This is a genomic window from Falsiroseomonas algicola, from assembly GCF_011040385.1.
GTDB lineage: Bacteria > Pseudomonadota > Alphaproteobacteria > Acetobacterales > Acetobacteraceae > Falsiroseomonas > Falsiroseomonas algicola.
In genome coordinates, this window is the sequence record NZ_JAAIKB010000001.1 from 408,951 (window position 1) to 420,074 (window position 11,124).

An 11,124-nucleotide genomic window follows, 5' to 3' on the forward strand; every position below is an offset into this window, starting at 1 on the left:
CTCACGCCGAATAGACCCAGGATTTGCAGGCGCTGAGGGCGGGCATGTTGCCCTCCACCACCAGGGTCAGAGTCACGAACTGGTCCTTCGACACGCCCGCGCCGCCGGCCTGTTCCCGCAGCACGTCGAAGCAGTATTTGCTGCCCTCCAGCTTGCCGTTGGCATTGAAGAAGCCGACGGCGACGCAGCCCTGGAGGTGGGAGGGCTGGCTGCCCGGGTGCATCAGGATATTGCCCTTCGTCTTCTCCTGCTCCTTCCCGAGCGCCGGGTTGATGACGAAGGACTTGTACTTGTCGTGCCAGTAGATGGCGGAGTTGTGGTAGGTCTGGCCACCCTTCATGTGCATGTAGCCATCCATGCGCTCGATCGTCTCGAACTGCAGGCCATGGACCCACAGCTCGCCCACCAGGCCATGGGCGACGGCAGTGACGGGCTTGCCGTCCTTGATCAGCGGGTTCCCGCTGGAATCCTTCTTCGTGTAGGTGTTCTTCACGAAGCGGTCGGTGCGCCGGTAGGTGAAGATGGCGGTGCTCATCGGCGTGGCTCCTCGGGACCGGTTGTCCTGGGGCCATGATGGGTCGGCGCGGGCGGCAGGGCTGTTCCGCCGGGAACAGGCCGGAAAGGCTGGACAGGCGCGGCGGCAGGGGCGTAGCGTGGGAATATCATCCCACAACCAGCATCCGCCGGCCGGCCGCGATACCCCTGCGACGCCCCTCGAAAAACGGTGCTAAACGCGCATAAACGGCATAATCGGCCTAAACCGTAGTAGCTTTTAGTGACCTGAAAGCCACATCAGCCGAGCCAGTCCGGACGCGGCAGCGCCTGGTAGGCCTCCCTGAGGCTCTCCGACCAGCGCTGCCGCAGGAAGGCGAAGTAGGGATCATCCTCGCCGATCCGGCGCCGCAGCCCGACCTGAAGGGCGTCGCGCCGGATCACGGTGAGGTCGACCGGCAGCCCGACGGTCAGGTTCGATCGCAGCGTGCTGTCCATGCTGATCAGCGCCAGCGTCACGCCATCCGCCAGCGGCGTCGAGGGTGTCAGCACGCGGTCCAGGATCGGCTTGCCGTATTTGTGCTCGCCGATCTGGAGGAAGGGCGTATCCGCCGTCGCCTCGATGAAATTGCCGGCGGCATAGACCAGGAACAGCCGCGGCGAGCTGCCCGCGATCTGCCCGCCCAGCATGATGGAGACGTCGAAGCCGATGCCCTGCGCGCGCAGCGCGGGGCCATCGGCGTCGAAGACCTGGCGCACCGCCTCTCCCACCAGCTGCGCGGCGCGGAACATCGTGGGCACGGACTGCAAGGTCTGCGTCTGCCCGCCCAGCGTGACGCCTTCCTGGAGGCGGTTCCACACGGCCTGGGTGACGGCCAGGTTGCCGGCCGTCAGCATCACCAGCACGCGCTCGCCCGGCACCTCCTCCACGAAGGTCTTGCCGAAGACGGAGATGTTGTCGACGCCCGCATTGGTGCGGGTGTCCGACAGCATCACCAACCCCGCATCCAGCAGGAGGCCCACGCAATACGTCACGCGCGGTCCACCCGGACGCTATGCGCGAAATGCCCGGCGCCCGGCCCGCGCCGGATGCCGCGGACCGAGCCCGCCTCGCTTTCATCCAGCCCGATGGCGAGGCGGATATGCGCCTGCGGCGCCGTGTCGCGCAGCACCTCCACCGGCACCCAGGCCTCGCCATCCCAGCATTCCGCCCAGAGATGCGGCGCGGCCGCGTCCTGGCCATTCGTGCCGTCCCAGAGATAGCCGGAGACCATCCGCGCCGGCGTCCCGCCCGCCCGCATCGCCGCCAGGAACAGGTGCAGCAACCCCGCGGCGCTCCCCTTGCGCCCGGCCAGCACCTCCGCCGCCGTCTCAGCCGCCAGCGGATCGACCTCGACCATACCACGCAGCGTCGCGGCCAGCGCAGATGGCGCCGGACTGCCAGCGGCCAGCGCGCGGATGGCGTCGTCCAGCGTGGTCAGCGCGGTTTCCCGCTTGAAGACCTCCGGCGGCAGCGTCTCCTCGAGGCCGGAGGGGCCGCTCTCCGGACGGAACTCCACCTCCCCGTCCACGGTGACGGAGAGGCCGCGATGCGGCAGGTTGCGCGTCAGCAGCAGGGTGGTGTTGCCGTAGCCATCCTCGAAGCCCGGCATGGCGCCGCCGCGGTCGCCGGTGACGCGCCAGTGGCAGAGCGTGAGCCCCGCCTCGTCCCGCGGCGTCAGCCGCAGGGCCTGGATGGTCATGGAGGCCGGTTCGTCGAACTCCCAGTGCAGGCGGTGGCGCACACGCAGGCGCATCGCGGGCCCCCTTTCAGCCGTGCAGGTAGAAGGCGGTGATCTCCCGCCCCAAATCGATGTTGCGGTTGATGCATTGGGTCAGGAAGGCATGCAGCCCGCCGGCCAGGATGTCCTCGATCCGGCCATAGCGCAGCCGGGCGTGGATCTCGCCGGCCAGGCGATGCGGCTCGCCGCGGCGGCCGCCATTGGCTTCCGCGATGCGGTCCAGCACCTGCTCCACGCGGCTGTGGCAGGCCAGCAGGGATCGCGGCAGTTCCGGCCGGAGGATCAGCATGTCCGCCACCAGCCGCGGCTTGAGGCGGGTGTGGTAGATCCATTGGTAGGACCGCAGCGCGGAGACGGATCGCAGCAGCGCCTGCCATTGCGCATAGGCGACGGCGCCTTCGCTTCCCTCGCCCGTGATGGTCTCGTGCTTGGCGTCCAGCAGCCGCGCCGTGTTGTCCGCGCGTTCCAGCATCACGCCGAGATGGGTGAAGCGCCAGCCATCGTTGCGCAGCATCGTGTCGGCGGCCGCGCCGTTGAACAGGAGGGTACGGGCGCGGACCCATTCCAGGAATTGCGGCAGGCGCTCGGGATCGGCGGCCGTCGCGGCCTGGGCGCGCATCTCCCGCCAGGTGTCGTTCAGCGCTTCCCACATATCGACGGTCAGCGCGGTGCGGACGGCGCGGCCATTGCCGCGCGCGGCCTCGATGCAATTGGCGATGGAGGAGGGATTGTCCTGGTCCAGCGCCAGCCAGCGGATCACCGCTTCAGGCGTCACGTCGCTATGCTTCGCCAGGAAGCCCGGCTCCGCGCCGGCGGCCACCAGCAGCGTGCGCCATTCATCGACGTCGCCGCCGAGGCTGCTGGCCAGCCCCGCCATGCGCAGCGCCACCTGCATGCCGCGCGCCAGGTTGCCGGCGCGCTCCACATAGCGGCCCATCCAGTAGAGGCTGTCGGCGGTGCGGGAGAGCATCGGCGTCAGCCCCCCATCCGCTGGGACTGCGACTGAGATTGTGTCTGGGATTGGGACGGGGCCGGCCCGTCATCCAGCACCCAGGTATCCTTGGTGCCGCCGCCCTGGGAGGAGTTCACCACCAGCGATCCCTCCCGCAGCGCGACGCGCGTCAGCCCGCCCGGGACGATGCGGACATCCTTGCCCGTCAGGATGTAGGGGCGGAGGTCCACATGCCGCGGCGCGATGCCGCTGCCTGCCAGCGTCGGCACGGTGGAGAGGGCCAAGGTCGGTTGCGCGATGTAGTCGGCCGGCCGCGCCTTGATGCGGCGGGCGAATTCGTCACGCTGCTCCGCCGTGCTGTGCGGCCCGATCAGCATGCCGTAGCCGCCGGAGCCGCGCGCCAGCTTCACCACCAGCTCCTGCATGTGCTCCAGCACATAGGCGCGGTCCTCGTCGCGCTCGCAGAGGTAGGTCGGCACGTTCTGCAGCAGCGGCGCCTCGTCCAGGTAGAAGCGGATCATGTCCGGCACGAAGGGATAGATCGCCTTGTCGTCCGCGATCCCGGCCCCCGGTGCATTCGCCAGCGTGATGTTGCCGGCGCGATAGGCCGCGAAGATGCCGGGCACGCCGAGCATGCTGTCCGGCCGGAAGACCAGCGGATCCAGGTAGTCGTCATCGAGGCGTCGATACAGCACGTCCACGCGCCGCGGCCCGGCCGTGGTGCGCATGTAGACGACGGCGTCCTCCACGAAGAGGTCGAAGCCCTCCACCACCTCCACGCCCATCTCGTCGGCCAGGAAGCAGTGTTCGTAATAGGCGCTGTTGTAGTGGCCGGGCGTCAGGATGGCGACGCAGGGCTCCCCCTGGCAGTTGGGCGGCGCCGCTTCCTTCAGTGTCTCCAGCAACTCCTCGGGGTAGTGGCCGACGGGCATGAGCCGATGGCCGGCGCAGAGCTGCGGGAAGAGGCGCAGCATCGCCTCCCGGTTCTCCAGCATGTAGGAGACGCCCGACGGCGTGCGGCAATTATCCTCCAGCACGTAGAAATCATCCGGCCCGGTGCGGACCAGGTCGATGCCGCTGATATGGGTGTAGACGCCGCCTGGCGGCACGAAGCCCTGCATCTCCGGCCGGAAGGCCTCGTTCTGCAAAACGAGGCTCTCCGGGATCAGGCCGGCGCGCAGGATCTCCCGCTTCGAATAGACATCGGCCATGAACATGTTCAGCGCCTTCACGCGCTGCGTCAGGCCGCGGGACAGGCGATCCCATTCCTGGCGGGCCAGGATGCGGGGGATGACGTCGAAGGGGATCAGGCGCTCGGGATCGCCGCCCTCCCCATACACCGCGAAGGTGATGCCGACGCGGCGGAACAGCGCCTCGGCCTCCGCCCGCTTGGCGGCCAATGCTTCCAGCCCATGGGCCTTGAGCCAGGCTTCTATCCCGGCATAGGCCGGTCGCACGCCCCCTTCGGCATGCATCTCGTCGAAGGCGCGGCGCGATTCGTTCACGTGGTTGATCCGGAAGCCACTTTCCCCTCCGGCGACCATCGCGGAATACGATCGGCCTGGGAAGGGGCGTGCGTCAGCACACGGCCGCGCTTCGGACGTGCCCTGCCCGCCCGTTGGGCAATGGTGCCGCCGCCGCGGTCACCCGACCCGCGAGTCCGGCCCCAGCGCGATCTCCCGGATCAGCTTGGCACGCAGCGCGCGGGCGAAGTCGCGCCGGTCCTCCGCCCGCATGACGAAGGCGCCAGGGCCGCCGATCACGTCCCGCTCATAGGCAGCCGCCAGCGCGCCGCCAGCCCAGCTGGAGGCGACCTCGATGGCCAGCGCATTGATGGTGATGCCCTGCGCCACCACCCGGTCCCGCGCCTCCGGCGCCGGCACGCGGCTTCGCATGTCGGGCCCATCGCCCGAGACATCGATGGTGCGTTCCGTCGCCGCCCAGGGCGCGGCGGCAATCAGCGCGGCGGCGTGCAGCAGCGCATCGCCGATGGCGTTGTAGGATTGGCGTGATCGCGGTGCGTCCCGCATCGCCTGGGCCGCCACCGCCGCGCTGGCGGCGTCGGAGACGCGGTGCCACTCCACCACGGTCGCCGCCCCGCCTGGCGATCCCCATTCCACCATGGCGATGCCGATGGCGCCCCGGGGCTGCGACCGGATGGCGGCGAGCACCGCGGGATGGGCGATGGCCTCCGCAATTCCCTCCCGCTGCAGGGCGAATTCATCGGCATCGATGGAGCCGGAGGCATCCACCGCCAGCACCAGCAGCGAATCGACGGCGCCGCCCTGGGCCGCGGCGGGAATCGCCGCCAGGGCAGGCGCGGCGAGCAGGGCGCGGCGGCGCATCGGCGTCAGTTCGCGATCGCATAGGCCGGGCGGCGGGGATCCGCGCCGGCATGGATCAGCCCCGTGGTCGGGTCGCTCAGCACCACCTCCACGCTGCCGGCGAGCCAGGTGGTCCCCGGCCAGTCCTTCACCTCATGGCCCAACTCGCCCAGCGCCGCGCGGGTCTCCGCCGGGATGCGCGCCTCCACCGCCAGGCGGCCCGGGAAGTATTCATAGGGCGCGAAGGAGGAGGGGAAGGAGTAGCTGGCGACGCGCGGCGCCTCGATCGCCTCCTGCACCTCCATGCCGAAATGCAGGATGTTCAGCATGACCTGCAGCATGGCCTGGATCTGCACGTCGCCGCCCGGCGTGCCGAAGGGCATCACGCCGCCCTGCTTCGTCAGCACCATGGCGGGGTTGGGCGTGAGGCGCGGCCGCTTGCCCGGCGCGACGCCGGCGGGGTGCGACGGGTCCGGCCGGTTCTGCGACCCGCGGCCGGAGATCACGAGCCCGGTCCCCGGCACCACAGGCACGTTCCAGGACCCGTCGGAGGGCGTGGCGCTGAAGGCATTGCCCCAGCGATCGACGACCGCGACGTAGGAGGTATCGGCCTCGACCTTGGGCAGCGCCTCCTGCGTCGCCGGCGGCAATTCGGTGCCGTTGCCGAGGATCGGTTCCGGCATGCCGGGATGGGCGCGGGCCAGGTCGATGGCGGCGGCGCGCTTCGCGATATGCGCGGGCGACAGCAGCGTGTCGATCGGCACGTCGGTGAAGGCGGGATCGCCGAAATGGTACTCGCGATCCGCCAGCGCGCCCTTCAGCGCTTCCGTGATCACGTGCAGGTATTGCGGCGAGTTGTGCTGGAGGCCATCCAGCCCGAGCTTCTCCGCGATCAGCAGCGCCTCCAGCAGCGCCGGGCCCTGGCACCAGGGGCCACAGGTGAGGACTTCGTGCCCCCGCCAGGGGCGGCGCACCACGGGTTCGAGCTTCGAGGCGAAGGTCGCCATGTCCTTGGCGGAGAGGAAGCCTCCCTCCGACTGCACGAAGCGCACCACTTCCCGCGCCAGGTCGCCCTTGTAGAAGGCGTCATGCGCGGCCTGGAGGCCGGCCTCCCGGCCCTTCCCGGCCGCGGCGCGTTCCTGGTCCACCATGTAGGTGAGGCTCTTTGCCAGGTCGGTCTGCTGGAACAGCTCCCCGATCCGGGGCGCCCGGCCATTCGGCAGGAAGATCGCGGCATTCTGTGGCCAGCGCTGGTAGCCCGCCAGGTTCTTGCCGATGCTTTCCGCCAGCAGCGCATAGGTCGCGTAGCCGTCGCGGGCGTACCGGATGGCGCCGGCGGCGATGTCGCCGAAGCTCATGGTGCCATGGCGGCGGAGCGCGGTGATCCAGGCATCGGGCGCGGCCGGCACCACCATCCGCCGCACGCCGACCGGCATGGTGCCGCCATGTTCCCGCATGAAGACGTCAGGCGGCGTCGAGGCCGGCCAATGGCCGAGGCCCGCGATGCTTTCCACCGTGCCATCGGCCTTGCGGATCAGGATGGGCGCCACGCCCGCGACGCTCACCAGATCCGGCTGCAGCACGCCGAGCGCGAGCCCCGCCGCGCAGCCCGCATCCACCGCATTGCCACCGGCTTCCAGGATGGCGAAGCCCGCCGCGGCCGCGAGGTAATGGCCCGCGCTGATGGCGTGGCGCGTGCCGCTGATGGTGGGACGTCCGGCGGTCATGGCGCAAACCTTGTCACATCGTGGGACGGGGAGGCTCGGCGCGCGAAGGGGCGGGTGTCAATCCGGCACGTCGGGAACCATTCGCCGCGTGGGGCGTCCGCAACCCCGGACCGATGCATGACCCCTCATCCCCGACCCTCGCCGTCACCCAGGGCGCGACGCTCCTGCGCGGGCTTCGCGTGGAGGCCTGCGGCAACCAGTTGCCGAGCCTGCCCGTGGGCGCCGACCGTGATTTCGACACCATCCTCGCGGCCTGGCGCCTGCGGCACCGCCGCGGTGGCGGCCGCGATCCCTTCGGCGACATCGTGCCGGAGGCAGTGGAGGCGGAGGCGCTCGACCAGGCGCTGACGGGCACCCTGCCCGCCGCGGCGGGGCTGGTGCAGGGCGCCATCGAGGATGTCGCCCACAACCTCGTGAAGATCATCCGCGCCTGCCTGGTGCGGCCGGAATGGCAGGGCACGCAGCGGCTTGTGGTGGGCGGCGGCTTCCGCGTGGCGCGGATTGCGGAACTCGCCCTGGCGCGTGCCGGCGTGCTGCTGCGGGCGGAGGCGCTGGGCAGCGCCGTCGCCGCCATCCGCCACGACCCGGCCGAGACCGGGCTGCTCGGCGCCGCCCGCCTGCTGCCGATGCGGCTTCTGGAGGGGTCGGATGCCGTGCTGACGGCCGATCTCGGCCGGCGCAGCTTCCGGGCGGGCATCGTGTTGCCGCGGCTTGGCGTGGCGCCGGACCTGGCGGCGGCCACGGTGTGGCGCATGCGCCGCTGGGTCCACGCCGCGGAGGCGCCAGACCTCAATGGCGCGCTGCGTGGCCTGGCTCGGCTGCTGAGCGACCTCGCCTTCATGGCGGAAGCCGCAGGCCTGACGCTCGCCCCCGGCATCGCCATCGGCCTGCCCGCGCCGGTGGCGCCGGACGGATCGCTCGGCGAGGGGGCGGAGACCCTGCCCGGCGACTGGTCGGACCCCAGCTTCCGCATCGGCCCGACGATCGAGGCGCTGCTGCCGAAGGGGGCGGCCGACGTGGTTCTTCATCACGCCGCCGTGACCTACGGCCTGTCGGAAGCGCCCTTCCACCGGGACATCGCGCGCTGGGGCGTGCTCCGGATCGGGACCGATCCGGGCCATGCCCGCTTCACGAACCTGCCGCTGCGCCGCTGAGGGCCTTCAGGCAGGCCTCGAAGCCCGTCAGGTCCGACCAGCGCCGTGCGACCGGCACGGCGCAGCGGACGAGCAGGCCATCGGCGGCACGGATGCCGCCATCGATCATGAGGTTGTCGGTGAGGCCGAAGGATTCGAGGGACAGGCCTTCGCCATCCACCCAGTCACCCTCGGTGTTGCGCCGCGCGGCATCGCCCAGGAAGGCGCGCGTCCGCGTCGAGAAATCCGACGCGTCGTTGCTGTAGCCAAGCACCGGCCGGCCGAGCGCCCGCATGAAACCCAGCTCATAGACCGTCCCCGCATCGGCGGAGGGGCCGCGGAAGGGCGTGAGGTTGGCGACCAGCGCATCGCAGGCGCGGATATGCGCCTCGTTCCGCAAATAGATGGCGTACCACAGGTCGGACGCCGCATCGGCGGCGGGGTCCGGGCGGGGGTCGGTCGGGAAGACCCCTTCCAGCCCGTAGCGCGCGCAGAGGCGCTTCTTCTCGGCCGCCATGGCGGCAGCATCGGGCAGGAAGACGTCGGGGCCGGCGAGATAGACTTTCATCGGCCCCTCATGCCCCAAAGCGGGGCGGTTGTGGAACGGGGGGCTTGCCGCACGCAGCGCCCCCGCGTGTCATGCGGCCATGGACCTGGAAGCCGAATACAACAACCGCGCCCGCGTGCCCGAACACCCGGCGGTGATGCAGGGCTGGCAGCGCGACGCCGCCGCCTGGCGGGAAGCCTGCCCAAGGGCCGAGCTCGGCCTGACCTACGGCGCCGGTGAGCGGGAGAAGCTCGATCTCTTCTGGCCGGAAGGCGAGGCGGTGGCGATGGCCGTCTTCATCCATGGCGGCTACTGGATGGCGCTCGGGCGGGAATGGGTCAGCCATTGCGCGCGGGGGTTGAACGGCCATGGCATCGCGGTGGCCGTGCCGTCCTACGACCTGGCACCGGGCGTCTCCGTGAGCGCGATCGTCGCGCAGATGCGCGCGGCCTGCGCCTTCCTGCATCGCCGGCACGGGCGGCACCTGATGGTCACGGGGCATTCGGCAGGCGGGCAGCTGGCGGCGATGATGCTGGCGACCGACTGGCCGGCGCTGGACGCGGCGCTGCCCGCGGACCTCGTCGCCGCCGCGCTGCCGATCTCCGGCGTCTTCGAGCTGGAGCCGCTGCTGCCGACGAGCATCGGGGCGGCGCTGAGGATCAGCGCGGAGGAGGCGCGCGCCGTCTCGCCCCGCTTCCTGCCGAAGCCCGCCGGCACCATCCATTGCGTCGTCGGTGGCGAGGAGAGCCCGGAATATCTGCGCCAGACCCGCGACATGGCGGCGGCCTGGGGCGGCACGGCGGAGGCACTGCCAGGGCTCAACCACTTCACGGTCATCGCGCCGCTGGCCGATCCGGGCAGCGCGCTTGTGGAGCACGCAAAACGACTTGCCTGCGGGGCACGCTAAACCGCTTGCATGCAGTCGATAGTTCAAGCTTAAAATATCTCCGGGAGACGGAAGGGATGACGATGCGGATAGAACTGGGCCGGCGCGCGGCGCTGGGTCTCGGCGCTTCGGCGCTTGCCATGCCGCTGGTGGCGCGGGCGCAGGCGGCGCCGGTGAAGGTGGGGCTGGTCGCGGTGCTGACGGGGCCGCAGGCCTCGCTGGGCACGCATCTGCGGGACGGCTTCATGCTCGGCATGCGCCACCTGGAGAACCGCCTCGGCGGTCGCGGTGCGGAGGTGCTGGTCATCGATGACGAGCTCCGACCCGACGCAGCCGTCACCAAGGTTCGCGCGGCGATCGAGCGCGACAGATGCGACGTGATCGTCGGCGTCGTCTTCTCCAACATCCTGGCCGCGATCATGCGCCCGGTGACGGAGGCGCAGACCTTCCTGATCTCGACCAATGCCGGCCCCTCCCCCTTCGCGGGGCGCGGCTGCAACCCCTTCTTCTTCGCGACCTCCTACGTCAATGACCAGAACCATGCGGTGATGGGCCAGGCGGCGCAGGATGCCGGGTACCGCCGCGTCATGATCATGACGCCGAACTACCAGGCCGGGCGCGACGCCGCGGCGGGCTTCAAGTCCCGCTACCGGGGCGAGGTGGTGGACGAGATCTACACGCCGCTGACGCAGCTCGATTTCTCCGCGGAGCTGGCGCGGATCGCGGCGGCGCGGCCCGATGCGCTCTTCACCTTCATGCCGGGCGGGCTCGGCGTGAACCTGGTGCGGCAGTACCGCCAGGCGGGCCTCGGCAACATCCCGTTCCTGTCCGCCTTCACGGTGGATGAGGCGGTGCTGCCCGCGCAGGGCGATGCGGCGGTCGGCTTCTTCACCGGCACGACCTGGACGCCGACGCTGCCCAACGAGCAGAATGCCCGCTTCGTGCGGGACTTCGAGGGCCAGTTCAACTACGTGCCTGCCAGCTACGCCGCCCATGCCTATGACAGCGCCTTCCTGCTGGACAGCGCCATCCGCCGGACCGGCGGCAACATGGCCGACAAGGGCGCGCTGCGCGCCGCCATCAAGGCCGCCGATTTCCGCAGCGTGCGCGGCAACTTCGCCTTCGGCGCCAACCACTTCCCGGTGCAGGATTTCTGGCTGGCCAAGGTGGCGAAGCGCGCGGATGGCAAGTTCCAGACCGAGCATGAGCGCAAGGTCTTCGACAACGTCACGGATCCCTTCGCGGCCGAATGCCGCATGCCCGCGGGCTGAGGGAACGGGGC

The 11,124-nt window shown here is 70.5% G+C and carries 11 protein-coding genes; 3 read left to right on the forward strand and 8 right to left on the reverse strand.

Going from position 1 to position 11,124, the window contains the following annotated elements; genetic code table 11:
- Position 1: 1 nt before the first annotated feature.
- The 7 genes from G3576_RS01915 to G3576_RS01945 all read right to left on the reverse strand — a co-directional run bounded on the left by G3576_RS01915 (position 2) and on the right by G3576_RS01945 (position 7,276).
- Positions 2 to 535: a hypothetical protein gene (locus G3576_RS01915; protein ID WP_164692629.1), complete on the reverse strand. Its 534-nt coding sequence runs from the start codon at positions 533 to 535 to the stop codon at positions 2 to 4.
- A gap of 257 nt (positions 536 to 792) precedes the next feature.
- Positions 793 to 1,515: a proteasome-type protease gene (locus G3576_RS01920; protein WP_328728271.1), complete on the reverse strand. Its 723-nt coding sequence runs from the start codon at positions 1,513 to 1,515 to the stop codon at positions 793 to 795.
- Between the two features lie 8 nt (positions 1,516 to 1,523).
- The gene (locus G3576_RS01925; RefSeq protein WP_164692631.1) at positions 1,524 to 2,288 is read right to left on the reverse strand and encodes a transglutaminase family protein; all 765 of its coding nucleotides are present in this window, start codon (positions 2,286 to 2,288) and stop codon (positions 1,524 to 1,526) included.
- Positions 2,289 to 2,301: 13 nt separating this feature from the next.
- On the reverse strand, positions 2,302 to 3,243 hold the full coding sequence (locus G3576_RS01930) for an alpha-E domain-containing protein (protein WP_164692632.1): 942 nt from the start codon (positions 3,241 to 3,243) through the stop codon (positions 2,302 to 2,304).
- Between the two features lie 5 nt (positions 3,244 to 3,248).
- Positions 3,249 to 4,730, reverse strand: coding sequence for a circularly permuted type 2 ATP-grasp protein (locus G3576_RS01935; protein WP_456237328.1), 1,482 nt, complete (start codon positions 4,728 to 4,730; stop codon positions 3,249 to 3,251).
- A gap of 138 nt (positions 4,731 to 4,868) precedes the next feature.
- Entirely contained in the window at positions 4,869 to 5,570 is a 702-nt protein-coding gene (locus G3576_RS01940) for a DUF1194 domain-containing protein (protein ID WP_164692633.1), read from the reverse strand.
- A 5-nt stretch (positions 5,571 to 5,575) separates the two neighbouring features.
- Entirely contained in the window at positions 5,576 to 7,276 is a 1,701-nt protein-coding gene (locus G3576_RS01945) for a gamma-glutamyltransferase family protein (RefSeq protein ID WP_164692634.1), read from the reverse strand.
- 113 nt (positions 7,277 to 7,389) lie between these two features.
- On the opposite strand from G3576_RS01945, the gene G3576_RS01950 reads away from it, so the two are divergent.
- The gene (locus tag G3576_RS01950; RefSeq protein WP_164692635.1) at positions 7,390 to 8,430 is read left to right on the forward strand and encodes an ROK family protein; all 1,041 of its coding nucleotides are present in this window, start codon (positions 7,390 to 7,392) and stop codon (positions 8,428 to 8,430) included.
- Here G3576_RS01950 and G3576_RS01955 read toward each other — a convergent pair.
- Positions 8,405 to 8,977 carry a nucleoside 2-deoxyribosyltransferase gene (locus G3576_RS01955; RefSeq protein WP_164692636.1) on the reverse strand — a complete coding sequence of 191 codons (573 nt, stop codon included), beginning with the start codon at positions 8,975 to 8,977 and terminating at the stop codon, positions 8,405 to 8,407. The two genes, G3576_RS01950 and G3576_RS01955, sit on opposite strands and share 26 nt — an antisense overlap.
- Before the next feature lie 79 nt (positions 8,978 to 9,056).
- Here G3576_RS01955 and G3576_RS01960 point away from each other — a divergent pair, with 79 nt between their 5' ends.
- Positions 9,057 to 9,863, forward strand: coding sequence for an alpha/beta hydrolase (locus G3576_RS01960; RefSeq protein ID WP_164692637.1), 807 nt, complete (start codon positions 9,057 to 9,059; stop codon positions 9,861 to 9,863).
- A gap of 56 nt (positions 9,864 to 9,919) precedes the next feature.
- A complete protein-coding gene (locus G3576_RS01965) occupies positions 9,920 to 11,113 on the forward strand; it encodes an ABC transporter substrate-binding protein (protein ID WP_207622606.1) in 1,194 nt (397 codons plus the stop codon).
- Positions 11,114 to 11,124: the final 11 nt, after the last annotated feature.

What these genes read in the sequence shown, in the direction of transcription:
- G3576_RS01925 (WP_164692631.1), bottom strand. Translation starts at nt 2,288, where the DNA reads ATGCGCCTGCGTGTGCGCCACCGCCTGCACTGGGAGTTCGACGAACCG.
- G3576_RS01950 (WP_164692635.1), top strand. Translation starts at nt 7,390, where the DNA reads ATGCATGACCCCTCATCCCCGACCCTCGCCGTCACCCAGGGCGCGACG.
- G3576_RS01945 (WP_164692634.1), bottom strand. Translation starts at nt 7,276, where the DNA reads ATGACCGCCGGACGTCCCACCATCAGCGGCACGCGCCACGCCATCAGC.
- G3576_RS01965 (WP_207622606.1), top strand. Translation starts at nt 9,920, where the DNA reads ATGACGATGCGGATAGAACTGGGCCGGCGCGCGGCGCTGGGTCTCGGC.
- G3576_RS01930 (WP_164692632.1), bottom strand. Translation starts at nt 3,243, where the DNA reads ATGCTCTCCCGCACCGCCGACAGCCTCTACTGGATGGGCCGCTATGTG.
- G3576_RS01955 (WP_164692636.1), bottom strand. Translation starts at nt 8,977, where the DNA reads ATGAAAGTCTATCTCGCCGGCCCCGACGTCTTCCTGCCCGATGCTGCC.
- G3576_RS01960 (WP_164692637.1), top strand. Translation starts at nt 9,057, where the DNA reads ATGGACCTGGAAGCCGAATACAACAACCGCGCCCGCGTGCCCGAACAC.
- G3576_RS01940 (WP_164692633.1), bottom strand. Translation starts at nt 5,570, where the DNA reads ATGCGCCGCCGCGCCCTGCTCGCCGCGCCTGCCCTGGCGGCGATTCCC.
- G3576_RS01915 (WP_164692629.1), bottom strand. Translation starts at nt 535, where the DNA reads ATGAGCACCGCCATCTTCACCTACCGGCGCACCGACCGCTTCGTGAAG.